Origin of the sequence: Flagellimonas sp. (assembly GCF_965601775.1) — a bacterium.
Lineage (GTDB): Bacteria > Bacteroidota > Bacteroidia > Flavobacteriales > Flavobacteriaceae > Flagellimonas.
Window position 1 is genome coordinate 74,072 of record NZ_OZ271837.1, and the last position, 26,401, is coordinate 100,472.

The window sequence follows — 26,401 nt, forward strand, 5'->3', positions numbered from 1 at the left end:
ATGGGAATGGTGAGGACGAGTTTGGATGTAACCACGATTAGGAAAGATTTCCCGGTTTTGAGCCGAGAGGTAAATGGAAGGCCGTTGGTGTATTTAGACAATGCGGCCACTTCCCAGACCCCCCAACAGGTCATTGATGTTATTGTAGACTATTATCAAAACTACAATGCCAATATCCATAGAGGGGTGCATGCACTTTCTCAAGAAGCTACCGACGCTTACGAAGAAGCCCGTCAAAAAATTCAAAAGCATTTTAATATTGCCAAAGTCCATGAGGTGATTTTCACTTCCGGAACAACCCATAGCATCAATTTAGTGGCCAATGGTTTCTCCTCGTTATTGCAAAAGGGAGATGAAATCTTGGTGTCGGCCATGGAACATCACTCCAATATTGTGCCTTGGCAAATGCTTGCTGAACGAACCGGTGCGGTTTTGAAAGTCATTCCCATGAATCAAAATGGGGAGTTGGTGATGGAAGCATTTCACGAACTACTTTCGGAACAGACCCGATTGGTTTTTTGTAACCATATTTCCAATGCTTTGGGAACCATCAATCCCATCAAAGAGATTATTGATGCTGCGCATACGGTAGATGCCGCAGTATTGATAGACGGAGCTCAGGCAGCACCTCATATTAAAGCAGATATGCAAGCTTTGGATGTGGATTTCTATACGGTTTCGGGACACAAAATATGTGGACCAACAGGCGTGGGGATGCTCTACGGTAAAGAAGAATGGTTGAAAAAACTTCCGCCCTATCAAGGAGGTGGCGAGATGATTGCAGAAGTAACTTTCGAGAAAACCACCTATGCCGATTTGCCCCACAAATTTGAGGCAGGTACACCAAACATAGCGGGTGGCATAGCATTCGGGGCAGCGCTAGACTATCTAAATGGAATTGGTTTGGAGAACATTGCTCAATATGAAGAGGAGTTACTCCACTATGCTACCGAAAAGCTATTGGCCATGGAAGGATTGAAAATTTATGGTACCGCTAAACAAAAAACCTCGGTAATTTCATTCAATATTGAAGGGATACACCCTTATGATATTGGGACAATTCTGGATAAGCTGGGTATTGCGGTGCGTACTGGTCATCATTGTGCACAGCCAATCATGGATTTTTATCAAATTCCAGGAACGGTACGGGCCAGTTTCAGTTTTTACAATACCAAAGAGGAAGTGGACGTGCTGGTTACAGGTGTGGAACGAGCCAGAAACATGTTGCTCTAAGCCATCGTTATCTTTCTCTTAAAAGATTGATTCACACCAACTCGAGTTGTACTTTTGAACAAAATTTTTAGATGGGCATAGCAGAGATTCAAGAAGAAATCATAGATGAGTTTTCCATGTTCGATGACTGGATGCAACGGTATGAATACATGATTGAATTGGGGAAATCACTTCCTTTGATTGAGGACCAGTACAAGACAGACGACAATATTATTAAAGGATGCCAAAGCAAGGTCTGGGTACATGCTGAGCTTGATAATGATAAATTGGTTTTTACCGCGGACAGCGATGCTATCATTACCAAAGGAATTATTGCCATCTTGATACGTGCCTTTAGTCATCAAAAACCTCAGGATATTATTGATGCCAACACGGATTTCATTGATGAGATTGGATTAAAGGAACATTTATCCCCAACAAGAGCTAACGGATTGGTAAGCATGGTAAAGCAATTGAAGTTATATGCCATTGCCTATCAAACCCAGTTAAACTAGAAGAAAAATGAGTAAAGAAATCACTATAGATACCCAAGAATTAGGCGAAAAAATCGTCAAGGTTTTGAAAACCATCTATGATCCAGAAATTCCTGTGGACATTTATGAATTGGGCTTGATCTATGACGTTTTCGTAAATGAAGATAATGATGTTAAGATTTTGATGACCTTGACATCCCCTAATTGCCCTGTGGCTGAAACCTTGCCGGTTGAGGTAGAGGAGAAGGTAAAGTCTTTGGACGTACTAAAAGATGTAGAAGTTGAAATTACTTTTGACCCCCCTTGGACCCAAGATTTGATGAGCGAGGAGGCGAAGCTGGAATTAGGACTGTTGTAAAACGTATAGTTTGTCCTTTAGCTGTTGAAGCGTAATCCGTTTAATTAAAAAGATTTCTGCCCTAGCAGGAATTACAATATGGAAGAAGAAATAATAAATAGAGTCGCCCAAAGTAAATTAATCACTTTTGATCTTGAAGAATTATATCAAGAGGGGGAACGTGAAGTACTTGACATTACCCAATGGCTCTATGAAGGATTAATTCTACGTGAAAAAGAGTTCCGCAAGCAACTGGAAGAAGTGGATTGGACTACTTATCAAGACAAATATGTGGCCTTAACTTGTTCCTCAGATGCTATCGTTCCTGGTTGGGCTTTTATGTTGGTGACTTCTAAATTGACTCCCTTCGTAAAGAAAGTGGTCCAAGGTGATTTGGTAACTTTGGAAACAACTTTATACCAAGAACAACTTAGGGATTACGACTTTTTCGATTTTAAGGACAAACCCATCATCATTAAAGGGTGTTCCAATAAACCTGTACCGCAAAATGCGTATCTAATGGCCATATCCAGAATCCAGCAGGTAGCCAAAAGTGTAATGTACGGAGAGGCATGTTCCGCTGTACCGCTATTTAAAAGAAGGTAATTACCATTGATTTTGTATTCCGTAGGAAAAATACCTCCCATCAAAGGATAAATTCTATTTTTTGCAAGTGACATTTTTTATTTTTGGGGTCTAAATACTAAACTCCATACTATGAAACATGTCTTAACTACTTGCGCCCTACTGTTTTTTTCAATCACAGTCTTTGGACAGAAAACTGCTGAAGAGATTAAAGCTGAGATGGCTCCAAAAAAAGATTCCATTGCAGCCATCCAAGGTCGGGTCAATGCCTTGCAGTCACAATTGGATGCCCTTCCAGGTTGGAAAATAGGAGCTTTTGGAACTATTGGTGGAAGTATTTCAGAGTTCAATAACTGGTTCGCCCAGGGGATACCCAACAACTCTTCTGGTAATATTGGATTTACGGTTAACGCCTTTGCCAATTTGCAGCAAGAAAAATTCTTTTGGCGTAATGCTGCCAATGTTAATTTGGCTTGGGTAAAGTTGGATGATCAAGATGACCCGACCGATGATAGCGGTTTTCGGGAAGCTACGGATGTCTTCAATATTTCGTCACTATATGGTAGAAAACTGAGCGAGAAATTTGCCATTTCTGCGTTAGCGGAATATCGCACTACTTTATTAAGTAATGTGAATAATCCAGGGTATTTGGACTTAGGTATCGGTGCAACTTGGACACCTATTGCAAACCTTATTGTAGTTATTCACCCCTTGAACTACAACTTTGTATTTAGTGATGAGGATACCATTTTTGAATCATCTGCCGGAGCCAAGATTGTGGCCGATTATACGCGTCAAATTGGGGCCATTAGCTTTAAGAGTAATCTATCCATGTTCCAGAGTTATGAAAGTGGAGATTTAAGCAATTGGACATGGACCAATTCCTTTGCATATACCCTTTGGAAAGTCATCGGTGTAGGTTTCGATTTTGGTTTACGAAACAACCGGCAAGAAACATTGAACTTTGTTCAAAATCTAGCGCCTACCCCCGACCCAGATGCTACATTTGACTCCATTGATAATGAGCTACAAACGTATTGGACACTAGGTCTAAGTTATACGTTTTAATCGAACTAAAATATAAAGATAAAGCCCTCCTAAAAGAGGGCTTTTTTATGTGGGGCGAATTGGGGTTTTAAGCTTTTTTGTACCATAGTCTAAAGTAGGTTAAGTCAATGGAAGACTTGTGGCAACACTAACACTTAAAAACGATATGAAAATAGTTTTTCTGTGGTTTGTGCTTAAATTTTTGTTGTGAAGGACCAGAAAGTTGTGGTGGAGAGAGTTAAGACAGGTCGTTCATCGAAGAACTATACCGGTGGTCCAAATCAAGAATGGTACTCATCCAAATACTCCGGATATAAAAAATTGTTGTAGGGGAATCGAGTTACATGAATATCCCGGACTTCTTGGTATACTCGCTTTCTGAATTCATCGAGATTTTCCTTATTCAAAGCGGAAATAAAAAGGGCTCGGTCACCAATTTTATTGAACCAAGTTCTTTTCCATTCTTCTAAGGTAAAATGAGAGGAATTTCGTTCGGTAGTCAAGTCGTCTTCCGGGATTGTTTCTGGCACATATTGATCAATTTTATTGAAAACCATAATGGCCTTTTTCTCCGAGCTGCCTATTTCATCCAATATTTTATAGACTGAAGCAATATGCTCTTCAAAATTGGGATGGGAAATGTCTACCACATGAAGTAGTAAGTCGGCCTCACGGACTTCATCCAAAGTGCTTTTAAAACTTTCCACAAGTTGCGTAGGTAATTTTCGGATGAATCCAACCGTGTCACTCAATAAAAATGGCAGATTACCAATAACCACTTTCCGCACCGTAGTGTCCAAGGTGGCAAATAATTTGTTTTCGGCAAAAACCTCGCTCTTACTGATGACATTCATCAAAGTGGATTTACCCACATTGGTATATCCGACCAAGGCGACCCGAACCAACGCCCCACGATTACCACGCTGGGTTTCCATCTGTCGGTCAATTTTCACCAATTTCTTTTTAAGCAATGCAATACGGTCCCGAACGATTCGACGGTCTGTTTCAATCTCGGTTTCACCAGGACCACGCATACCGATACCCCCTCGTTGTCGTTCCAAGTGCGTCCATAGTCCGGTCAATCGGGGAAGAAGGTATTCGTATTGTGCCAGTTCAACTTGGGTTCTAGCATAGCTGGTCTGGGCCCTTTGTGCAAAAATGTCTAGAATAAGACTGGTGCGGTCCAAAATTTTGCATCGCAAAAGCTTTTCAATATTATTTTGCTGTGCGGGTGATAGCTCGTCATCAAAAATGACAGAACCTATTTCATTGGCTTTGACATATTGTTGGACTTCCTCCATTTTCCCACTTCCAATATATGTTTTGGGATTTGGGGTCTCGACCCGTTGCACAAAACGCTTGGTAACCTCACCTCCTGCTGTGTAGGTTAGGAATTCCAGCTCGTCTAGATACTCGCGTACCTTCTCTTCATTTTGGCTCTGATTGATGACTCCAATAAGAACCGCCTTTTCATATGCAATAGCCTTTTTTTCGAGCATAAATTGTGGTAAAGTGCAAATCTACGTAATGTTTTGAAAGCGATTTTCGTATTTTGTAATGAATAACTTCAAGCATAACCCCAAAATTTTGGAAGACCGTTTTACCATTGCGTTTTATAATCTGGAGAATTTTTTTGATACCAAAGATGACCCTTATATTCTGGATGACGACTTTACACCGAAGGGTAAAAAAAAATGGGATGAATCCAAGTTTAGGCGAAAGACAAAAAAGCTGGCAAAAACGATTTCCAGAATCGGTGAAGGGGACACCAGTTTATTTCCAACCCTAGTTGGCTTGGCGGAAGTTGAGAACAAGACAGTCATCAATGAGTTGTTGTCCACAAAATCCTTAAAGGATTTAGGGTACGAGTATGTTCATTTTGATTCTCCCGATGAGCGGGGAATTGATACCGCACTGCTCTATGACCCGAAGCACTTTTCAGTTCTTGAGTCGGAGACCATTCCCTTATTAGTAGACAATGAAGATGGGGAAAGAGATTTAACACGAGACATACTATATGTATACGGCAAATTGCATGAAGAAGAAGTACATGTGTTCGTCAATCATTGGCCTTCCCGAAGGGATGGAGTAGATGAAACCAACCCAAAAAGAATAAAGGCTGCCGAAACTATCATCCGAAAACTGGAACAGATTCCAGATGAAAACCCAAATTGTATCATAATGGGTGACTTTAATGATGACCCAAAATCGGAAAGTATCCAGCGATTGATGGATACCGGTAGATTCATCAACCCTATGCAGTCTTTGTTATCGCCAAATTCGGGTAGTGCGAATTATAAAGGTGAATGGAGTTTATTTGACCAAATACTGCTTTCCCATAGTTTTTTAAACTTTGAAAAAGGCACCCATAGTTTTAAAAAAGCTAAAATTTTTGCTCCAAAATTTCTTAAGGAATGGAAAGGAAAATATAAAGGCAACCCATTTCGAACCTATACGGGAAAAAAATATTTAGGAGGATATAGTGATCATTTTCCAGTATATGTGGTACTGAAAGAAAATTAAAAGAAAGAAAAGTACTACACAACAGGATTTAAAACTTTCACAACAGCTAAGCATCAAATTCCATGTAATTCATCGAAATAAAAGGGTTTTTTAACGATAGTTCATGCTTCATGAAATAGTATTGTAGTCCAAATCTTACTCAACCTCGATTATGGACTTTAAAATACCTACTTGGGCAACTAGGCTTTTTACCTCGATAATTTTACTATTTTTTGGAATGCTTGCCAGTTTTGGTCAAACCGTTTTGGAAAGACAGCAAATTCTACAGGAGTACAATCAACAGAACATTACTAGTCTCATTTCTGAGTTTGAAGCAGAAGCCAAAGATGTCGCTTTGCGACTGAGTGCTACCCACAAAAAGGAGGGTTTGAATATGATGGAGAAGTTGAAAGATGGCACTGTAGTGGCTTTAAATGATATTGGGGATGATGGTACGCTTTTATACTATACGACTTTAAATGATCCAACCAATCAAGTATCTAGGGCCCAATCCTTATATTCAAATGGGGACTTAAATTTAGGTTTGGATGGAAATGGCATGCAGGTAGGAGTTTGGGATAGCGGTATAGCCTTAAATTCCCATCAAGAGTTTGACACAAGAGCATTTTCTGGAGATGGTTCGCAGGAAGCAAGTCCACACGCCACTTTGGTAACCGGAAATATCATATCATCTGGCGTAAAACCAAAGGCAAGAGGAGTAGCTTTTGGCGCAAATGCCGTTACCCACAACTGGACGCGTGATAAAATTGAAGTAGCCGAAGCTGCTGCTTCCGGAATGCTATTGAGCAATCATTCCTATGGAATAAAATCAGATCGCGTTCCAGATTGGTATTTTGGAGCTTACATTAAAGTTTCACAGGATTGGGACAAAATCATGTACAATGCACCGTATTACTTAATGGTCAACGCCGCCGGAAATTCCCAAAAATCCTATGACAACGAATCACCTATCTATGGAAAAACTGCTGATGGGTTTGATTTGCTCTTGGGATTCGCTACTTCCAAGAATGCGCTGACCGTGGCCGGAGCGAATACCAAGTTCAATGGAAAGGGTGAGTTATTGGAAGCCAACATTGCTGGGTATAGCAGTTTGGGACCTATTGATGATGGTAGAATCAAACCGGATTTGGCCGGCGATGGTTCCTCAATTTTTTCTACCACTTCGCAAAGTAATACCAGTTATGGAACTTCGACAGGGACTTCGATGGCTGCACCTGGAGTAACGGGTTCTTTGCTTTTACTTCAACAATATCATAACGAGCTTTTCGGACATTATATGAAGGCGGCTACCCTTAAAGGATTAGCACTTCATACCGCAGATGAAGTCGGAACCTTAGGTCCAGATTATAAAATGGGGTGGGGAATACTTAATGCAAAAACCGCTGCTGAGACACTCCAGAATGAAGGATTCACAACTTTAATAGAAGAGAATCAACTGGCGCAAGGAGAAACGTATACCTTAGAGGTGGAAGCATTGGAAAGCCAAGCGTTGACCATTTCCATTTCATGGACAGATGTTGAAGGAGAGTACATCAATAGAGGAGAAATGAATAGCGCTACCAAGGCTTTAGTGAATGATTTGGATATTAGGGTAGTACAAAACAATGCAACACATCTTCCTTGGAAGTTAGACCCTCGACGTGCCAATGATCCCGCAACAAGAGCTGATAACTCGGTTGATCCCTTCGAACGTGTCAATATTCAAAATGCCAAGGGCACCTATACCATAGTTATAAGTCACAAAGGGGAGTTGAAAAATGGATTTCAAGATTTTTCACTGATAGTATCTGGCGCAAAAATCTCAAAATGCTCTTTGCAAACTCCTGAAGACATCGGATTGAATGCTTTGAATGAGGATTCTGTTGATATTATTTGGCCGGAGGCAGAGGAGACTCTCTTTGAAGTGCAATACAAATCAGGTTCCGACGGGAGTTGGAAATCTCATTTTATCACAGAAAACTCCATGCAGCTGAACCAACTTAAAATAGGTGAGGAATATGAGGTCAGAATAAGAACTATTTGTACGGAAAGCAAGACTTCTGAATTTTCTGAAATTTTGCGCTTTACCTTTAATGGGACCGAAACTAAAATTCAAGAAAATACAACCTTTGGTTTCACAGGTTCATTGGGGATAAGTGTATATCCCAATCCCGCAGTGAATGAACTGGAAATTGACGCTGAACTTTCCCAAGATGCTGTCTATTCCATTGTTGCAACTTCTGGAACCATTGTTAAAAAGGGTAGTGCTATTGAGAAGGTTTCCGTATCGGATTTATCCTCTGGATTGTATGTTTTGGTGGTTCAAGATTATTCTGGAATACAAACCACTAAATTTTACAAGAATTAAGCGATGAAAGCCTATCCGCACTAATGATACATTACTTTCTAGCCCTAAGGTTCTCAGCTTCTCCAGCATCCATAATCAACATAATTGGTCTTTCATGAAGGGTCAATTCCCTTTTATTCCGTTTAAGAACCATTTCAATAGAATCTTCTGCAATTTGACCTGTCCACACGAAAGTATCGCCTGCCTGACGATGGGAGCCTGTGAAAATTGTCGAGGAATCTCTGGCAAATACAATTCTTAGCTGATTCAGACTATCAATTTCAAAACTGGCCAGTTCTCTCCTTGTGGTACCCAGAGATACGTGGCCTGAGCTAGAAGAACCATCCAAACTTCTATTTACCACAACCTGATTCCAACGCAGGGCATCAAAATAATCTGTGTTTGCTTTTCCATTTAGCTGAAAGGAATGCACATCATAAGCGCCTTCTATTTCAATGGGAGTGTGGTCGTTAAGTCGAGAATATGTCTGAAAATGAAGAATAACGAGCCCAACAAGACCTATTAAAATATATCCGTACTTAAAGATTAATCTTGCCTTCTTTTTCCATGGGGTTACCAGGTTTAATTGAGGCACTTCAATTTTTACAGATTTTTGAAGTAGCAAAAAGTCAATGAGTTTTGGCATGTATTCCAGGAGCAGGAAAAGTCCCATCAGAACCAGTGTGGTGGAAAAAATTTTCACTGCTACACCGTAGAAGTAATTGAACATGAGCACATTGCTCATTATCCCTAAAAAAATCAGCAATCCGAGCAACGTAGTTCTTCGGAAAAAGAGAAGTACTGCTGCTACAAACTCTAATAATCCACCAATAAATTCGTAAGGAGGGGAATATCCAAAAAATGTCCAAGCAAGGTCCATGGGCGTGAAATCCCCTAAAGGCGTATAGAAATGGCTTAATTTAGGATACTCCATTTGTATCAGAAACAGCTTGTTTAACCCATACAAAAGCATCACAGAACCCAGAAAATAGCGCACTGTAATTTTAGTCCATTGGAATAGAGTTGTATGGTTGCTTCTTTTTCTATCGAGAAGGGTCCAGGTGGTTGCAGCAATTAATGCCAGAAGTATAAAAGCTAGCTGTTGTGCCCAATCGTCGAGAGTATCTGTTCCTCCGCTTACAGAATGGGTCCAGATGGAAACCTCATGCAATTGAAGGATATAATTCTGCACTAAAAACGATGGAAAGTATAAAAAATCCATGTTCCCGTCCCCTAAGAAAAAGCGGAAAAAAAAGCGGGAAAACATTTGAAAAATGACAAGAAATAAGAAAACAAAAATGAATTTAAATCCAAATTTCCTTATAGAACTCCATTGATGGCCATTGTCAGGATTCATGAGGTATTTTCAAAATTAATTACTAGTTGAAGGCCCGGCATTACGTATGGTTTGGGCGCGACACCTTTGGTTAACGCGAACGGAATATAAGATTGGGAGATAGTTACTTGTTAAGCCAAAAATATCTAAGTAAGATAATTAATTTCCTGATTTCAAGTCGTCAAACAAAAACAATATCTTTATCAGTCATCAATTTCTCATTTCGCAACCGTAAAATTATCTGAGCTACGGTAATAACATCCCGTTCGCAGTATTTAATAATGCGTTCTAGGTCATTGTCTTTGTAATATACATGGCTTACCATGCTTCCATCAATATCTTCTTTTGGAGAAGGAACGTCTAGCACTTGGGCCAGTAGTTTTAATGAAGTAAAGTGTTTGTAATCTCCGAATTTCCAAAGTTCCATGGTGTCTAGATGAGGGACTTCCCATGGTTTTTTACCAAATAGGTCCAATTTATAGGGAAGGTTGAGGCCATTGATTACCATTCTCCGGGCTATATAAGGAAAATCGAATTCTTTGCCATTGTGGGCACATAGTAAATGTTTCGTTTGACTAAAATGCTCTTGAAGGAGCTGTTTGAATTTTTTGAGCAAATCGACTTCATCTCCATGAAATGATGTAACACGAAAATGTCTTAAGTCATTCTTGAAGTAAAAATAGCCGGCGGAAATACAGATGATTTTTCCGAACTCAGCCCATATGCCAGCTCGGTCATAAAAGTCTTCGGGAGAGATTTCTTCTTTTCGTTGGTATTGGGTTTTTTGGGCCCAAAGTTCTTGGACGTTTCCTTCCAAGTCGGAAAAATTAGGGTGTTGAGGCACAGTTTCGATATCCAAAAACAGGATATGTTCAAGATTAAGTTTATACAGCATGATTTGGAATTTTTATGGGTTGGAAGATATAAATTTTAAGAGATTTCTCACATCCATTCCCAAATGACTAAGAATTAGGTAAGACTAGAAAAGCGAAGTTTGCTTTACAGGACTTTCATGTTCCAGCAACCATTTTTTTCTTGCCAGACCACCGGCGTAACCAACTAAATCTCCATTTGAACCTATAACACGATGACAAGGAACGACTATCCAAAGAGGGTTTTTCCCATTTGCGGCGGCAACTGCTCGAATGGCTTTTACATCACCAAGCTGCTTGGAAAGTTCAAGGTAGGATACGGTTTTTCCGAATGGGATGGATTGTAGCTTTTCCCAGACCTTTTTCTGAAAATCTGTTCCTTCAGGATTTAATTTTAGTGTAAAATTTTGACGCTTTCCTTCAAAATACTCCTGAAATTGATAAACCGCATCCTCCAAAACTTCAGGAACTATACCTTTTGGTTTATTTTCATTGAGCACACTAATACTTGAAAGGCCATTTTCATCACCTTTTATCTCTGCAAAACCTATAGGCGTCTCAATATAAGCGGTTTCCATTATTCTATTTCACTTTCTTCTTCAATAATTCCTAGGCGCTTAGCTCGCGTTTCCCAGTTCTTTCGGGCCAATACTTGAAGGTCTTCCACGTTGTCACTTTCATCCATAATCTCCAAGCCTAACAAGGTTTCAATCACATCTTCCATGGTTACTAAACCACTTACTGAACCATACTCATCTACTACCAAGGAAATATGGTTTCTTTGTTCTACGAACTTTTCAAAGAGTTCAGGAATGGGCTTGTTTCTTCTGGTGACCAACATTTCCCTTTTAAGTGTAGAAAGGGTCTCTTTTCCTTTTTTGTTGATAATGGCCTCAAGCATTTCATCTTTTAGGACAAATCCAGTGATATTGTCGGCTCTATCTTTAAAAATGGGAATCCGTGAAAAACGCAGCGGGCGATTGTTGTCAAAAAATTCTTGAATCGTGGTGTCTTCGGATGCTATTTTCATGACGGTTCTAGGTGTCATCACATCCTTGGCTTGGATTTCATCGAAAACCAACAAATTCTTAATCACTTTCGATTCGGATTCTTGGAAAACCCCTTCTTCTTCGGCAATATCGGCCATAGCTGTAAAATCTTCGCGGCTAAGTACACTTCCATGATGCCCCTTCCCGCCAACCAATCGGGTAAATAATTGTAGCAACCAGAGCAGACCAGTATACTTGAGAATCAACACCATAATTTTTAAGGATTTAGCAGTAAAATTGGCCAGTTGTTTCCAGTAGGTTGCGCCAATGGTTTTGGGAATGATTTCAGAAGCTACCAAAATCAATATGGTCATGATAGTCGACACTACCCCAACCATGAGATCCTCAGTAAACTCCATACCAAAAATGGAACGAGTATTGGTTCCATACATTTCAGCATAAGCCACTTTTGCTTGAACTCCGACTAAAATGGCACCTACCGTATGTGCGATGGTGTTTAAGGTGAGAATAGCGATAAGGGGCTTGTCCACATCTTTTTTTAACCCCTCCAACTGCACTGCATATTCTTTTCCCTCCTGTTTTTTTACGTTGATAAATGTGGGCGTTATGCTCAATAGGACAGCCTCCAATATCGAGCATAGGAATGAAAAGAAAATGGAAATGAAAGCGTAAAAGAGTAAAAGTCCCATAGTATCTAGTGCTTTCTAAAAGTATGCATATTTTTTTTGAACTACCCCAATAATCGGACGACATCCTTGGCAAAATAGCTCGCTATGATATCTGCTCCTGCCCTTTTAATCGAAATCAGTTGTTCCATCATGACGGAGTCATGGTCCAACCAGCCTTTTTCAGCAGCGGCCTTAAGCATGGCGTATTCGCCAGAAACTTGATAAACTGCCAACGGAACATCCACCTCATTCTTTATTTCTCGAACAATGTCCAAATAGGCAAGACCTGGTTTTACCATAACAATATCTGCTCCTTCGTCAATGTCCATTTGGGTTTCTCGAATCGCTTCAAATCGGTTGGCGGGGTCCATTTGATAGGTTTTCTTGTCTTTGGGCACATTTTCTATATCCACCGGAGCAGAATCCAAAGCATCCCGGAACGGACCATAAAATGCACTGGCATATTTGGCTGAATAACTCATGATTCCAATATTCTGAAACCCTTCATCTTCCAGAGCCTCACGTATGGTTAGAATCCTACCGTCCATCATATCGCTTGGTGCCACAAAATCTGCACCCGCTTGAGCGTGCGAAACGCTCATTTCAGCTAAAATCTCACTAGTTTCATCATTCAGAATTTGGCCATCAGCAACTATACCGTCGTGGCCGTAAGAAGAAAAAGGGTCAAGGGCCACATCGGTCATTACCAGCATTTCTGGGCAACTATCTTTTACGGTTTTGATGGCTCTTTGCATCAATCCTTCTGGATTCAAAGCTTCACTTCCTTGATTGTCCTTAAGATTGTCTGGAACCTTAACGAAAAGTAAAACAGTGCATAGTCCCATATCCCACAACTGTTTTACCTCCGCTTGAAGTTTATCCAAACTCATTCGATAATAGTTGGGCATGGAGGGAATTTCTTCTTTAACTCCATTTCCTTCAACTACAAACAAGGGCACCAAAAAATCATCTGGAGTAATTACTGTTTCGCGAACCAATCTTCGGATGGCCTCACTTTGGCGTAGTCTTCTATTTCTTATTAAAGGATACATAGGTTACAATTCTATTTCGCCAACCAAATAGGGTACGGCTTTTCCTGATATTTTTACTCGTTCTCCCAAATCTTCACATTGCAAATCACCACCCCGTTTGGAGAGTTGCTTTGCAAAAAGATTAGTTTTTCCTAATGCTTTGGACCAGTAAGGTGTCATTGTGGTGTGGGCTGAGCCCGTAACTGGATCTTCTGGAATACCACATTTTGGTGCGAAAAATCGGGAAACGAAATCGACTTTATCTCCAGGAGCTGTTACAATTACCCCTCTACAATTCACTTTATCCAAAAGGGAAAAATTAGGATTTAGGCCCTCAATTTCCTTTTGTGAACCGTAAATCAACATATAATCGGTTTTGCCCTTGTAGGTTTCCAAGGGGGGTTTCCCAATAGCCTCATTTATAGCACTCTCAGTTGCAACCTTTTCAATTTCATCTGTGGGAAAATTGAGGGAGATAAGTCCATCTCCCTCACTGTTTACAGTTAATTCACCACTTCTCGGTGAATAAAACAGAATGGTATTATTGTTGTGAGCATAATAGTTGAAAAGCACATAAGCCGTAGCTAGGGTGGCATGTCCACAAAGGTCAACTTCAGTTTCAGGGGTGAACCAACGAAGCGTGTATTTCCCATTTTCCAAAACGGTGAATGCCGTTTCCGCAAGGTTATTTTCCTCGGCAATGCTTTGCATAACTTCATCGGGTATCCAAGAATCCATTACACAAACAGCTGCCGGATTCCCTTTAAAAGGACCCGAAGCAAATGCATCAATTTGGTAAATTTTTTGTTTCATACCCATGGCTTTACAAAACTAAAGATTAAACCCATTCCCTTGGATTTTGAAGCACTTGAATCAGTTTTTCTTCCTGACTACCTTTTTCTGGATTATGATCATACCTCCATTGAACATGAGGGGGTAAACTCATTAAGATACTTTCAATACGGCCATTGGTCCTTAATCCAAACAAGGTGCCTTTGTCATGAACCAAATTAAATTCCACATAACGACCTCTTCGAATTTCTTGCCAGTCTCTTTCGGTTTGTGAATACTTAAGGTCTTTTCTTTTTTCCACTATAGGCAAGTAAGCTTCCAAAAAACTGTTTCCAACTTCGGTTACAAAATGGCACCAATCTTCCATGGTCTTTTCTTCGGTCGCCTTGCAATAATCAAAAAAGAGTCCGCCTACGCCACGGGCTTCATTTCTATGACTATTCCAGAAATATTCATCGCATTTCTTCTTGTATTTGGGATAAAATTCCAAATCGTGAGCATCACATGCGCGTTTGCAAATCGTATGAAAATGTGCGGCATCCTCTTCAAAAAGATAATAAGGGGTCAAATCCTGTCCCCCTCCGAACCACTGATCTACAATGGCCCCTGTTTTATCGTACATCTCAAAATATCTCCAATTCGCATGAACTGTAGGGACCATCGGACTCTTGGGGTGAATTACAAGACTGAGTCCACAGGCAAAGAAATCAACATCATCTACACCGAAATACTGTTGCATACTTTTGGGCAAGGGTCCATGAACAGCGGAAATATTAACCCCTCCCTTTTCAAAAACGGCTCCATTTTCAATCACTCGGGTTCTTCCACCACCACCTTCAGGTCTATTCCATAAATCTTCTTGGAATTTGGCTTCACCATCCATCTTTTCCAATCCGTTTGTGATGGTATCTTGAAGGTTTTGTATGTAGTTATAGAATTTGTCTTTCATTGTGTGTCAATTATATGAACCAAATGCATGGAAATTGCGTCAATTTCATTCTCAGTTTCGACTAAAATGGATTCTTTGGTCATGTCAACCAGCATGTCAACCAGCTCTTCCAAAGATGTTTCACCATATTTTGAAAACAGATAGCGCCCTACCTTGTTGTTATGTAAATCCATAGCACGTGCAAGAGGAGAATTAACGAAGGCTTCCTCATGCCAGTCTGTTATTTTTTTTGCCCAAACAACCGCTTTGTCCATTTTTGTACTCCATCGGGAGCAGGAACGGGCAATAATATAATTCCACAAAGCATGTCTAAACGCATTGGCCGGTCCATTTTCATGATGGGCCTTTCCAAAATATTGTGTGGACAAGGTTATACACTTTTTAGTTGCGAAAAGTGTAGGTAAAACGAACAAAGGATGCCATAACGCAAGAAGAAAAACTTGCCAGATATCTTTAGCACCTAAGTTTCGTAAAGCCCTAACTATGTTCACACCTTATACTCCTTTACCGCTTCAATAAAGGCTTGGGCATTCTCCAAAGGAATATTTGGCAAAATCCCGTGACCCAAATTCACAATGTATTTATCCTTACCAAACTCGTTTATCATTTGGGTAACCATTTTTTTGATGGTTTCGGGTGGAGATAACAACCGAGCTGGGTCAAAATTCCCTTGAAGCGTGATTTTTCCGCCAGTCAAATAGCGGGCATTCATGACTGAACAGGTCCAATCCACTCCTACAGCTGAAGCTCCCGAAGAGGCCATCTCTTTGAGGGCAAACCAGCAGCCTTTTCCAAAAACAATAACAGGAGTTTCATCTTTTAAAGCATCAACAATTTGTTGAATATATTTCCAAGAAAACTCTTGATAGTCCACTGGTGATAACATACCACCCCAGGAATCAAAAACTTGAACGGCATTTACCCCTGCTTTCACTTTCGCTTTAAGATAAGCGATGGTAGTATCTGTAATTTTTTGAAGCAGTGCATGAGCGGCTTCGGGTTGGGTAAAACAGAAGCCACGGGCTTTATCAAAACTTTTGCTTCCTTGCCCTTCTACACAATAGCAAAGAATCGTCCAAGGTGAGCCTGCAAAACCTATTAAAGGAATTTCATCTTCCAATTTTTCTTTGGTCATTTTGATGGCATCCAACACATAGCCTAAAGAAGATTCGACTTCGGGAACCACAACACGGTCCAAATCGCTCACATTTCTAATAGGATTCGGAAGATAGGGACCAAAATTGGGTTTCATTTCAACCTCAATATTCATGGCTTGTGGGATGACCAAAATATCACTAAAAAGTATGGCAGCATCCATTCCATACCTACGGATGGGTTGCACCGTGATTTCCGAAGCCAATTCAGGAGTTTGACAACGGGTGAAAAAGTCATACTTCTCCTTTAAGGCCATAAACTCTGGAAGATATCGTCCAGCCTGTCGCATCATCCATACCGGTGGCCTATCCACGGACTCTCCTTTAAGGGCTTTAAGGAATAAATCGTTTTTTATCATATTCTTTTGAAATGTTTAACCACCTGAACCAATACATTTTCTACGGTTGGCTGGTTTGCTACAATTATATTTTTACTTTGTTTCCTTGCTTCTTTTGCGGTGGTCTCACCAATACAAAAAAGAGGGTGGTGGGGTATCTTATTTGACTCCAAAAAGCTTTTTATACCACTTGGGCTGTAAAAAAGATAACCGTCAAATTCGGTGTCAAATGCTTTTGGATTAAAGGAAGTCATATACCCCTGAAATTCTTGATACTGAACGTTATTTTTCGAAAAAAGGTTTGGAATTTCATCTCTTCTCCAATTCCCAGAAATAAAAATAAACCTATTGGTTTTATATTTTGAGATAATCAAATGCCCTAATTCTGAGGCACTTGAATCAGTTTCGACGACTGGAAATCCGGATTCTTCTAAAAACCTCCGTGTTTTTTCGCCAACACAATAAAATTTGAATGTTTCTTTTAAAGTGCTTTTAGAGATACCTTCGAAAGCTTTTAAAAATGATTTTGCACCATTCTTACTGGTTACAATAACATGCTCAGTGTTGCGGGGAATTTCAAAATCCAACAAGGAAATATGCAATGCATCATACTCCACAAATCCAATCCCAGAATTTAGCAATAATTCCTTTTGTGAAAGGGTCAATATTCTAGTGGAGAGCACTGTTTTCATCTCTAATGGCCTGCATTAAGGCATCTCCACCTTGGTTTAAAATTTCTTTTGCGCAATTTGCTCCGAAACCTTCAATTGTATCCAACGAAACGGATTTTTCTATTTCTAGTTTCTGTTTACCGTCCAAAGAAAAGAGAACCCCTCTAAAAAACAACGAATCATCTTGAATTTGTGCCAGAGCTCCAATAGGTGCAGTGCAACCACCTTCCAAGGTGCGTAAAAACTCTCGTTCCACCTTGGTTTCAATTTCGGAGGGAGTATGATTGATTTTCTCCAAAACTTCTTTACAATGGGAATCTTCTTCTAAGCTTACTACCACCATTGCCCCCTGAGCGGGAGCTGGAACCATCCAATCAAGAATAATAGCATCCTTGGGCATTAGTTTTATTCGTTCTAGACCAGCTTGGGCAAAAATGGCGCCTTGCCAATCGTTTTCAATAAGCTTTAGCAAACGCGTATTGACATTGCCTCGTAAGTCAACCACATTGTGGTTGGGATATTTGTGCAACCATTGCGCTTTTCGTCTCAAACTGCCCGTGGCAATAGTGGAAGTGTTTTCTGAATCTTCTAGAAATTCTGCACCTTTATGAACAAGAATGTCATTTGCAACTGCGCGCTCCAAAACGGCACATTGAATAATACCTTGAGGTAACTGGGTCGGGACATCCTTCATTGAATGCACCGCAATATCAATTTGTCCTTTTAACAAGGCGATGTCCAAGGTTTTGGTAAAAATGCCTGTAATTCCCAATTCATAAAGTGGCTTATCCAAGACCTGGTCGCCTGTAGAAGTTATGGGAACTAAAATAGTATCATGACCCAAAGCCTCCAATTTGGTCTGAACCGTTTTTGCCTGCCACAAGGCGAGTTCGCTTTCGCGGGTACCAATTCTTATGATTTTACCCATTCAGAATCGATTTCTAGTTGAAATATTTCTTGGATAAGGGCTAAACTATTTTCTGGGTCTGAATCCATTTGCCTTAAATGATTAGCAAATTGCTTGGTGATTTTTTGGATTATTCGGTCGGAAATGATTTCTGCCTGATCTTGATTAAAGTCGTTGAGCTTTTTGGAGTGAAAATCAATTTCCTCAGCTTTCATCACTTTCAATTTTTCCTTCAACGCGTTGATTACAGGGGCAAACTTTCGAGATTCCAACCACTTTAGAAAATCATTTTTTACTTGTGAAATAATTTTCTCAGCACTGGGGATATATTCTTTTCTTTTCTCCAAAGTTTCATCCGTGACTTGGGACAATTGATCTAAATGTACCAAAGAGACATTGTCCAAATCCAATACATCATCAGAAACGTTCTTGGGAACGGATAAGTCCAAAATCAACAAGGGTTTCTTCGGGTGAATCAAGGCTTTGGAAACCGTTGGAAGTTGAGCTCCAGTGGCAACAACCAAAACATCGGCCTTTCTTATTTCAGGTTGGAGTTCAGCATAATCCTTAACGGTTAATTTAAATTTGCCCGCTACAGCCTCCGCCTTTTGTCTTGTTCTATTGATTAAAGTAATATGGGAGTTCTCAGAATGCTTTATGAGATTTTCACAGGTATTTCTTCCAATTTTACCTGTACCGAAAAGCAGGATATTCTTTTCAGAAATACTGGGAACGTTATCCAAAATATATCGAACGGACGCAAAAGCTACTGAAGTAGCCCCGGAAGATAGTTCCGTTTCATTTTTAATTCGCTTACTGGCCTGAATCACAGAATTGCACAGCCTTTCCAAAAAAGGATTGGTCATTTCATGTTTTTTCGCCCGGTAAAATCCTTGCTTGATTTGACTAATGATTTCAAAATCCCCCAAAATCTGGCTGTCCAACCCAGTACCCACCTTAAAAAGATGGCTTATGGCATTGTGATTTTTATAGATGTAGGCTACTTCTTGAAATTCTTCAACGGTACCCTGGGTTTGGTCACAAAGAATTTTGATAAGTTGATACGGATGTTGGGCGAACCCATAGAGTTCTGTTCTATTACAAGTAGAAATAGCCAACAATCCATCCGTCCCCTGAGCTTTGGCATTCTTCATTAAGGCGTCAATAGCGGGAACATCCAAGCTAAATTTACCACGGGTATGGGCATCCGCTTTTTTGTAGCTTAAGCCTATGGCATAAAATGAGCTATGTTTAGAAACGTGATAATTTCTCATACCTGAGCAAAACTCAGCCACAAAAATATATGGTGTATATTTGAAAAAATAACGCTGAAAGAACTAATAATGTCAGTTCTTGTTCAATTCATTCCTATTTCTGCTGAAAATCCCAGAATTGTAATGATTAAAGGCGTTTTAATATGATATCAATTAATTTAGAGTAATTCTAAATAGTTTTTAAAAGCTTAAATGCAGGATTTGTAAAATGGAAAATGTCGCTAAAGGTACCTACGAGGAAATCTTGATTGAAGAGGGATTTTATGTCTTAAAAATCCAGAATGAAACGGAAGATAAAGCCTTGGTTGAAAGGGACATAGACAGTTCGTTTATTCAATTTCATTTTTGTTTAAAAGGGAGTTCCCAATTTTTGTTCAATCAGGGGAACTATCACTTGGAGGTAAACGAGGAAAACTCCTTGTTGCTTTATAACACTCAAAAAGATTTGCCTTTAAACCTGGTCATGCAACCCAATTCTTGGCTTTTATCCATAGTAATGACGATTCGGAAGTTTCATTCCCTGTTTTCCAGTGAAGCTGGATATATTCCCTTTCTAAGTGATGAGTTTGCTGAAAAAAAGTACTATTCGCAGGAAGTGGTCTCCCCGGCAATTGCTGTGGTATTGAGCCAATTGATGAGTTACAACCTCCATCCGTTCATGAAAGAGCTTTATGTTAAGGGTAAAGTTTATGAGCTTATTTCACTTTACTTCAATAAAGCACAGGATGCCGATCTGGAACAGTGTCCTTTTTTGGCAGATGAGGACAATGTCCGACGCATAAAAATGGCAAAGGAAATCATCATAGCGCGGATGTCGGAACCTCCTACCTTGGCTGAGCTTTCTGAGGAGATAGGATTAAGTTTAAAAAAGCTTAAAGAGGGGTTTAAACAGATTTATGGTGACTCCGTTTATGGTTTCCTATTCGATTACAAAATGGATTATGCCAGAAAAATGCTAGAAACTGGAAAGCATAATGTAAACGAAGTAGGATTAAAGGTGGGATACAGCACTGCAAGTCATTTTATCGCCTCCTTTAAAAAGAAGTATGGAACTACGCCTAAAAAATATTTATCTTCAACGGTCTAAACCATACTTAGATGAAACTCTTTCCACTAATTGTGTTTGTTTTTGGTTTAAGCTTATGCTTGCATTCACAGCAAAATCCAGAAACGGATAAGCCGGAAGGCATTAAAACTCCAGATTTTGTGCTTGCTTTTACCAAAACCACAGGGTATCGTCATAAATCCATTGAGAAAGGAGTTCATACATTAAGGCAGATAGGTCGGAAAAACAATTTCATTGTGCTTCAAACGGAAACTTCGGAAGATTTCAATGCACAAAACTTAAAAAATTACAAATTGGTTGTGTTTCTAAGCACTACCCAGGATGTTTTAAACAATCAGCAGCAAAGGGTATTTGAAAACTACATCAAATCAGGAGGTAGTTTTTTGGGAATTCATGCCGCGGCAGATACAGAATATAACTGGGCATGGTATGGCAGATTGGTTGGGGGCTATTTTAAAAGCCATCCCAACGATCCTAATGTACGTAATGCCAAGATAGATGTGCTTTCCAAGGAACATGCTTCAACCGCGCATTTAGAGGATTCTTGGAGCAGAAGTGACGAATGGTACAACTACAAAAACATCAACCCCAATATTTCTGTGCTGCTAAACCTAGATGAGACCAGCTATGATGGAGGCACGAATGGCAAAAACCATCCTATTGCATGGTATCATGAATTTGATGGAGGGAGAGCTTATTACACAGGAGGAGGTCATACTGAAGAATCTTTTGATGAACCTGAATTTAGGCAACACCTATTGGGAGCTATTTTATGGTGTTTGGGAAGAGAGTAGCTCAGGTCTTGCTACAATTATTCCGGTATTATTTTTTATTTTTTTGAGATAATCCACCAAAGGTTCTTTGGTAATCGTAACACTCCCTGAAGTAGAGGCATGGAGCAAATGGATTCTACCATCAACTCGAATGGCAAATCCCGTATGGGTTACATCCAAACCTTTTATGGAAGTAGCCAAAGCGATAATGTCACCGTTTTGGATGTTCATTTCTTGGGCTTCAATTTGATTTTGGGGTAAAATACACAATGCTTCACTAGCCAATTCCGATTCGATTTGAAGTATCTTTTCGTAGTTAGAGTTGTCGGATAAAAAAGGATATAAATTTCTATGCGTACCCATGAAATTAATAGGTTTTTGAATGATTTCACCTCCCAGAGCTGGAGTAATATCCTTTACCAAACCCATAGATTCGTTATTTCTAATCCAATCCGTAAAATAATGTAAACGAGAGGGATAGCCATTCATATCTCCATTTCTATACCGAATGGTTTCTAGATTTTTGGCAAAATCAAGAAACAAATTCTCGTCTTTTTTAAGTTGAAGACCGAATGCCAAAACGTTTTCTACAAAAGTGGTACAGTCCAATCCCCTGAGATTTACAACCAGCGTTTCGGTTTCTCCTACTTCCAAGGTTTTTTCCACATAAGGCGTTCCCAAAAAGGATTTTCCAATTACCACTAAACTGTCGCCAAGAGATGAAGTTTGTATATGCTTTAATTGGTTCAACTTGTTTTCAAAAAGGGTGGAATCTTGTGCAACACATGTAATTTGAGCAGTCAATGGGTTCAGAAAGTGACCGAATAATAGAAGCAAAAAACAAAAACGCATCATATTCAAATTGCAATAGAAGCTAAATTAAAGTTATCTATGGAATTATAAGGAAACAAATTGACCCTTACCCATACATTTTAAGCTTCAAGCCCTATTTTTGCGGGACAATACAAAAATTGATTTTCTTGCTATGAAAGGTGTATTATTGGTCAATTTGGGGTCACCGGACAGTCCCACACCAAAGGATGTTAAACCCTATTTGGATGAATTTCTAATGGACGAACGGGTTATTGATGTTCCTAAACTGCTTCGAAATTTATTGGTGCGGGGCATAATTCTTCAAACACGTCCAAAAAAGTCTGCAGAAGCGTATTCCAAGATTTGGTGGGATGAAGGCTCCCCGCTTATTGTAATCTCGGAACGCTTTACTGAAAAGGTGCGTCAACACACCAAAATGCCAGTAGCTTTGGGTATGCGCTACGGCTCCATGAGCATCAAAAAGGCATTGCAAGAATTAAAGGATAAAGGAGTGGATGAAGTATTATTGGTTCCACTTTATCCGCATTACGCCATGTCTTCCTATGAGACTGTAGTGGTAAAAACGATGGAAGTTCAGCAAGCTTTTTTTCCTGAAATGCACTTAACCACCCTTCCAGCGTTTTATAAAAATCAGGATTACATTAAGGTGTTGAGTGAAAGTATTGCAGAGGGATTAAAGGATTTTGAATACGACCATATTCTGTTTTCCTACCATGGTATACCGGAAAGACATATTCGAAAATCGGACCCCACGAAATTCCATTGTAAGATAGATGGGAGTTGTTGCAAGGTGAATTCAGTAGCACACCATACCTGTTATAGACACCAATGTTATGATACCACGGAGTTGGTGAAAGAATATTTGGATTTGCCAGAAGACAAGGTGAGTTCTTCATTTCAATCCCGTTTGGCAGGTGACCCATGGCTAAAGCCGTATACCGATTTTGAATTTGAACGTTTGGCCAAAGAAGGTAAAAAAAGGCTTGCCGTCATTACTCCTGCCTTTGTGAGCGACTGCTTGGAAACCTTGGAAGAAATTGCCATGGAAGGCAAAGAGCAGTTTGAAGAAGCTGGAGGGGAACATTACATACACATACCTTGCTTGAACGACAGTGATGCTTGGGTATCCTTGATGGCCCAGTGGGTCAATGAATGGGAAGCCAAGGAAACTTTGCCTGTTTAGATGGCAAAAGTCTCATCAGAACAACTAGGAACCGAGCCTATTGGCAGATTACTTATAAAACAGGCGGTCCCAGCTTCGATTGGGATTTTGGTCATGTCCCTAAATGTTTTGGTAGACTCCATTTTCGTTGGCAATTGGATTGGTTCCATTGCCATTGCAGCGATCAATGTAGTACTTCCTGTTTCCTTTTTTATCGCCGCTCTGGGTATGGCAATCGGTATTGGGGGTTCCAGTATCATTTCTCGTGCTTTAGGTTCTGGGGATAAAGAAAAAGCGCTTAGAACCTTTGGAAATCAAATTACCCTTACCCTATTGGTTACGATTTCCATGGTCGTTCTTGGACTCTATTTTATAAATGATTTGATTCCTGCATTCGGTGGGAAAGGAAGCATCTTTGATCCTGCAAAAGTATACTATACCATTGTGCTTTATGGGGTACCTTTCCTTGCCCTTTGTATGATGGGCAACACAGTAATTCGTGCAGAGGGCAAGCCCAAATTTGCGATGGTCGCCATGATAATCCCCTCCGTTGGCAACTTGCTTTTGGACTATATTTTTATCTATATACTTGATTGGGGAATGCATGGAGCTGCTTGGGCTACCACAGCGGGCTATCTTCTGTGCTTTTCATATATCCTGTATTTTTTTCTTTCGAAGAACTCCGAGCTAAAAATAGGGGTGACTCATTTTGTATTGAACAATAGCATACTGAAGGAAATAGGGTCATTGGGCTTTGTTACCTTGGCAAGACAGGCGGTGACCAGTGTAATCTATTTGTTACTGAACAATATCCTCTTCAGTTTGGGCGGAGAAGCTCTGGTCGCTGTTTACGCCATTATCGGCAGAATGCTCATGTTTGCCTTATTTCCAGTTTTTGGAGTTACTCAAGGTTTTTTGCCCATTGCGGGTTTCAATTATGGAGCCGCTCAATATGACCGGGTAAAAGAATCCATATATACCGCGATAAAATATGCGGCACTTGTAGCCACCCTAGTTTTCGTTGGTCTCATGGTTTTCCCTGAATTCTTTACCGACCTTTTTCTAAGTAATAGAACGGATTTGCTCGAGGAAGAAATACGTACCAATGCATTTGTTATGCAACATGCTCCAACCGCTATGCGTTTGGTCTTTGCGGCAACGCCTATTATTGCCCTTCAATTGATTGGGGCCGCCTATTTTCAGGCTGTTGGCAAAGCAATTCCTGCTCTTTTACTGACACTAACTCGTCAAGGCTTCTTTTTTATTCCTTTAATTCTTTTACTACCTAACTTTTTGGGGGAACTTGGTGTTTGGCTTTCCTTTCCAATTGCGGACGTTTTAGCCACAACTGTAACCGGGCTATATCTTCGAAATGAAATCAAAGCAAGATTGATTTCTAGATAGTTTCGGGAATTATTCAGCCATTAGAGTGGCCGCTTTGCTGATAATCTTCCATTGACCTTCCAATTTTTTCAGCAGGAAAATATCTATAAAATGCATGTTTCGAGCGGGAATCTTAATTTCTGCCTTGGCCATAGCAATGTCATTGGATTGGTCAATGGTCAAAATTTTTCCCTCTCTTCCATTGAACTTCCCTTTCTCTCTCTTCTTAAACAATTCGGTATACTCCTTTGGGGATAACAGATAGATTTCTTGTCCTTCTTTGGACAAAAACAAAGGCGCGTCTTCATAGAAAGCAGATTCTATTTGTTCCGGGTTGCTGTATGAAGAACCATCCAAATAGTTCCGAAGCGTCTTACGTATGCTTTCCTCTTCGGATTGGGAGAATAGTGAAACGGTTGCTACTAAAAAGAGGAGATTCAAAAATGTTATTTTCATGATTTAGAGTTTAAATTGCTTGTTGATTTGATTTCGATGATTTTTCCATTGTCTTCATCGGTAAGTATGTATAGTTTGCCATCTGGACTTTGTCTGGCCTTTCTGATACGAACCCTATCATCTAAAAAAAGCTCTTCGGCACTTTTTATTGTTTCATTTTCAATATGAAATCGCCATAAACTGCCTCTGGAAAGCCCTGGAACAATTAAGTTGTTTTTCCATTGGGGAAATTCAGTTCCGGTATAAAAAGTAAGTCCAGTGGGAGCTACAGTATGTAGCCAAAACCAAACCGGTGCGGTGAATTCTACACCTTCCAATGTAGGTGGTGTGTAATCTGAACTTCTCAGTTTGCCAGAAGTCACGTTGGGCCAACCATAATTGGCACCCGGCCTTAAGATATTGATTTCATCGCCTTGAATGGTGCCATGCTCACTAAACCAAATAGTGTTCGTATCAGGTTGAACTGTAATTCCTTGAGCGGCCCGAATTCCCATGGCGTACAATCCAGGAACTGCGTTCGAACCAAAATCAGGGTTATCATCTGGAATGCTACCATCCGGGTTGATTCTGTAGATTTTTCCTCGTTTGTCTGTCACATCTTGAGCAATGGGAATGGGAGGTTCATCCCGTTCCCAAAACAACCTTTCACCTATAGTTATGTAAAGTTTTCCATCCGACCCAAAGGTCATTCCTCCCCCATAATGATAGTATTCCCTGGTATACGGAGCTGCTTCAATCAAGGTTTGATGATTGGTCAGGGAATCATTTCTTAATTGGGCTCGGATTACTTTGGTGGTGGTTCCAAAATCCTTTTTGGCCGCATAGGAAACATATACCCATTGATTTTTTTTGAAATATGGGTCAATTAAAACTTCAAAAATTCCGGAATTATCTCCAAAATGGATGGCACGGATACTATCTGTGAAGTCCTTGGGAAAACCCCTTATGATCTGTTTTTCTTTTGTGGTGAGGTTCACCTTCAAAAGGTTACCATCCTTTTCAGATACCAGTGCTTCATTTTTGGATATAAAAGCGATGCTCCAAGGATGATTTAAGCTATCCAGCACAGCTTCTTTAGTTGGGGAGAGGGGGAGGTATTCTTCGGCGATTGTTTTTTTATGACTTTCAGAACAGCCAATACATAGCAGAATAAAGGGAAGAATCAATTTGTTCATCGTTGGAAAGTTTCCTCAAATGACAT

Annotated in this window: 27 protein-coding genes; 11 read left to right on the forward strand and 16 right to left on the reverse strand. The window is 40.0% G+C overall.

Annotated features, from left to right (window positions below):
* The first annotated feature begins 6 nt into the window (after positions 1-6).
* The 5 genes from ACSLUF_RS00370 (at position 7) to ACSLUF_RS00390 (ending at position 3,696) form a co-directional block, all read left to right on the forward strand.
* A complete protein-coding gene (locus ACSLUF_RS00370) occupies positions 7-1,233 on the forward strand; it encodes an aminotransferase class V-fold PLP-dependent enzyme (RefSeq protein WP_435625854.1) in 1,227 nt (408 codons plus the stop codon).
* Between the two features lie 71 nt (positions 1,234-1,304).
* A complete protein-coding gene (locus ACSLUF_RS00375) occupies positions 1,305-1,727 on the forward strand; it encodes a SufE family protein (RefSeq protein ID WP_435624151.1) in 423 nt (140 codons plus the stop codon).
* A gap of 7 nt (positions 1,728-1,734) precedes the next feature.
* Positions 1,735-2,064 (forward strand): DUF59 domain-containing protein, encoded by a 330-nt coding sequence (locus ACSLUF_RS00380; protein WP_435624152.1) that lies wholly within the window; start codon positions 1,735-1,737, stop codon positions 2,062-2,064.
* 78 nt (positions 2,065-2,142) lie between these two features.
* Positions 2,143-2,649 carry a DUF2480 family protein gene (locus ACSLUF_RS00385; protein ID WP_435624153.1) on the forward strand — a complete coding sequence of 169 codons (507 nt, stop codon included), beginning with the start codon at positions 2,143-2,145 and terminating at the stop codon, positions 2,647-2,649.
* Positions 2,650-2,760: 111 nt separating this feature from the next.
* The gene (locus tag ACSLUF_RS00390; protein WP_435624154.1) at positions 2,761-3,696 is read left to right on the forward strand and encodes a DUF3078 domain-containing protein; all 936 of its coding nucleotides are present in this window, start codon (positions 2,761-2,763) and stop codon (positions 3,694-3,696) included.
* 260 nt (positions 3,697-3,956) lie between these two features.
* Here ACSLUF_RS00390 and hflX read toward each other — a convergent pair whose 3' ends face one another.
* The gene (gene hflX / locus ACSLUF_RS00395; RefSeq protein ID WP_435624155.1) at positions 3,957-5,174 is read right to left on the reverse strand and encodes a GTPase HflX; all 1,218 of its coding nucleotides are present in this window, start codon (positions 5,172-5,174) and stop codon (positions 3,957-3,959) included.
* A 58-nt stretch (positions 5,175-5,232) separates the two neighbouring features.
* Between hflX and ACSLUF_RS00400 the strand changes: the two genes are divergently transcribed.
* Both ACSLUF_RS00400 and ACSLUF_RS00405 read left to right on the forward strand, forming a co-directional pair.
* Positions 5,233-6,198 (forward strand): endonuclease, encoded by a 966-nt coding sequence (locus ACSLUF_RS00400; protein ID WP_435624156.1) that lies wholly within the window; start codon positions 5,233-5,235, stop codon positions 6,196-6,198.
* Positions 6,199-6,349: 151 nt separating this feature from the next.
* A complete protein-coding gene (locus tag ACSLUF_RS00405; RefSeq protein ID WP_435624157.1) occupies positions 6,350-8,545 on the forward strand; it encodes a S8 family serine peptidase in 2,196 nt (731 codons plus the stop codon).
* A 31-nt stretch (positions 8,546-8,576) separates the two neighbouring features.
* On the opposite strand, the gene ACSLUF_RS00410 is transcribed toward ACSLUF_RS00405, so the two are convergent.
* The 12 genes from ACSLUF_RS00410 to hemA all read right to left on the reverse strand — a co-directional run bounded on the left by ACSLUF_RS00410 (position 8,577) and on the right by hemA (position 19,526).
* Complete coding sequence (locus tag ACSLUF_RS00410; protein ID WP_435624158.1) at positions 8,577-9,746, reverse strand: hypothetical protein; 1,170 nt, start codon at positions 9,744-9,746, stop codon at positions 8,577-8,579.
* 295 nt (positions 9,747-10,041) lie between these two features.
* Positions 10,042-10,755, reverse strand: a complete 714-nt coding sequence (locus tag ACSLUF_RS00415) for a 3'-5' exonuclease (RefSeq protein ID WP_435624159.1) — start codon at positions 10,753-10,755, stop codon at positions 10,042-10,044.
* A gap of 84 nt (positions 10,756-10,839) precedes the next feature.
* Positions 10,840-11,310, reverse strand: coding sequence for a methylated-DNA--[protein]-cysteine S-methyltransferase (locus ACSLUF_RS00420; RefSeq protein ID WP_435624160.1), 471 nt, complete (start codon positions 11,308-11,310; stop codon positions 10,840-10,842).
* Positions 11,310-12,431 (reverse strand): CNNM domain-containing protein, encoded by a 1,122-nt coding sequence (locus tag ACSLUF_RS00425; RefSeq protein ID WP_435624161.1) that lies wholly within the window; start codon positions 12,429-12,431, stop codon positions 11,310-11,312. Before ACSLUF_RS00425 ends, ACSLUF_RS00420 begins: the two co-directional genes overlap by 1 nt.
* Positions 12,432-12,472: 41 nt before the next feature.
* A complete protein-coding gene (hemB, locus tag ACSLUF_RS00430) occupies positions 12,473-13,462 on the reverse strand; it encodes a porphobilinogen synthase (protein ID WP_435624162.1) in 990 nt (329 codons plus the stop codon).
* A 3-nt stretch (positions 13,463-13,465) separates the two neighbouring features.
* Complete coding sequence (locus ACSLUF_RS00435) at positions 13,466-14,254, reverse strand: PhzF family phenazine biosynthesis protein (protein WP_435624163.1); 789 nt, start codon at positions 14,252-14,254, stop codon at positions 13,466-13,468.
* Between the two features lie 25 nt (positions 14,255-14,279).
* Positions 14,280-15,182: an oxygen-dependent coproporphyrinogen oxidase gene (hemF, locus tag ACSLUF_RS00440; protein WP_435624164.1), complete on the reverse strand. Its 903-nt coding sequence runs from the start codon at positions 15,180-15,182 to the stop codon at positions 14,280-14,282.
* On the reverse strand, positions 15,179-15,673 hold the full coding sequence (locus ACSLUF_RS00445) for a DUF6973 domain-containing protein (protein ID WP_435624165.1): 495 nt from the start codon (positions 15,671-15,673) through the stop codon (positions 15,179-15,181). The genes hemF and ACSLUF_RS00445 overlap by 4 nt, the downstream gene beginning before the upstream one ends.
* Positions 15,670-16,695 carry a uroporphyrinogen decarboxylase gene (gene hemE / locus ACSLUF_RS00450; protein ID WP_435624166.1) on the reverse strand — a complete coding sequence of 342 codons (1,026 nt, stop codon included), beginning with the start codon at positions 16,693-16,695 and terminating at the stop codon, positions 15,670-15,672. The genes ACSLUF_RS00445 and hemE overlap by 4 nt, the downstream gene beginning before the upstream one ends.
* A complete protein-coding gene (locus ACSLUF_RS00455; protein ID WP_435624167.1) occupies positions 16,692-17,261 on the reverse strand; it encodes a uroporphyrinogen-III synthase in 570 nt (189 codons plus the stop codon). The genes hemE and ACSLUF_RS00455 overlap by 4 nt, the downstream gene beginning before the upstream one ends.
* Before the next feature lie 82 nt (positions 17,262-17,343).
* A complete protein-coding gene (gene hemC / locus ACSLUF_RS00460; protein ID WP_435624168.1) occupies positions 17,344-18,273 on the reverse strand; it encodes a hydroxymethylbilane synthase in 930 nt (309 codons plus the stop codon).
* The gene (hemA, locus tag ACSLUF_RS00465; RefSeq protein ID WP_435624169.1) at positions 18,258-19,526 is read right to left on the reverse strand and encodes a glutamyl-tRNA reductase; all 1,269 of its coding nucleotides are present in this window, start codon (positions 19,524-19,526) and stop codon (positions 18,258-18,260) included. Before hemA ends, hemC begins: the two co-directional genes overlap by 16 nt.
* Before the next feature lie 208 nt (positions 19,527-19,734).
* On the opposite strand from hemA, the gene ACSLUF_RS00470 reads away from it, so the two are divergent.
* Together ACSLUF_RS00470 and ACSLUF_RS00475 are read left to right on the forward strand one after the other, a co-directional pair.
* Entirely contained in the window at positions 19,735-20,613 is an 879-nt protein-coding gene (locus tag ACSLUF_RS00470) for a helix-turn-helix domain-containing protein (RefSeq protein ID WP_435624170.1), read from the forward strand.
* 11 nt (positions 20,614-20,624) lie between these two features.
* The gene (locus ACSLUF_RS00475) at positions 20,625-21,386 is read left to right on the forward strand and encodes a ThuA domain-containing protein (protein WP_435624171.1); all 762 of its coding nucleotides are present in this window, start codon (positions 20,625-20,627) and stop codon (positions 21,384-21,386) included.
* On the opposite strand, the gene ACSLUF_RS00480 is transcribed toward ACSLUF_RS00475, so the two are convergent.
* Complete coding sequence (locus ACSLUF_RS00480) at positions 21,363-22,220, reverse strand: N-acetylmuramoyl-L-alanine amidase-like domain-containing protein (RefSeq protein WP_435624172.1); 858 nt, start codon at positions 22,218-22,220, stop codon at positions 21,363-21,365. The genes ACSLUF_RS00475 and ACSLUF_RS00480 overlap by 24 nt on opposite strands.
* Positions 22,221-22,350: 130 nt before the next feature.
* Between ACSLUF_RS00480 and hemH the strand changes: the two genes are divergently transcribed.
* Both hemH and ACSLUF_RS00490 read left to right on the forward strand, forming a co-directional pair.
* A complete protein-coding gene (gene hemH / locus ACSLUF_RS00485; RefSeq protein WP_435624173.1) occupies positions 22,351-23,382 on the forward strand; it encodes a ferrochelatase in 1,032 nt (343 codons plus the stop codon).
* Entirely contained in the window at positions 23,383-24,765 is a 1,383-nt protein-coding gene (locus tag ACSLUF_RS00490) for an MATE family efflux transporter (protein WP_435624174.1), read from the forward strand.
* A gap of 9 nt (positions 24,766-24,774) precedes the next feature.
* On the opposite strand, the gene ACSLUF_RS00495 is transcribed toward ACSLUF_RS00490, so the two are convergent.
* Entirely contained in the window at positions 24,775-25,200 is a 426-nt protein-coding gene (locus ACSLUF_RS00495; RefSeq protein WP_435624175.1) for a nuclear transport factor 2 family protein, read from the reverse strand.
* On the reverse strand, positions 25,197-26,375 hold the full coding sequence (locus ACSLUF_RS00500) for a PQQ-dependent sugar dehydrogenase (RefSeq protein ID WP_435624176.1): 1,179 nt from the start codon (positions 26,373-26,375) through the stop codon (positions 25,197-25,199). The genes ACSLUF_RS00495 and ACSLUF_RS00500 overlap by 4 nt, the downstream gene beginning before the upstream one ends.
* Positions 26,376-26,401 lie beyond the last annotated feature (26 nt).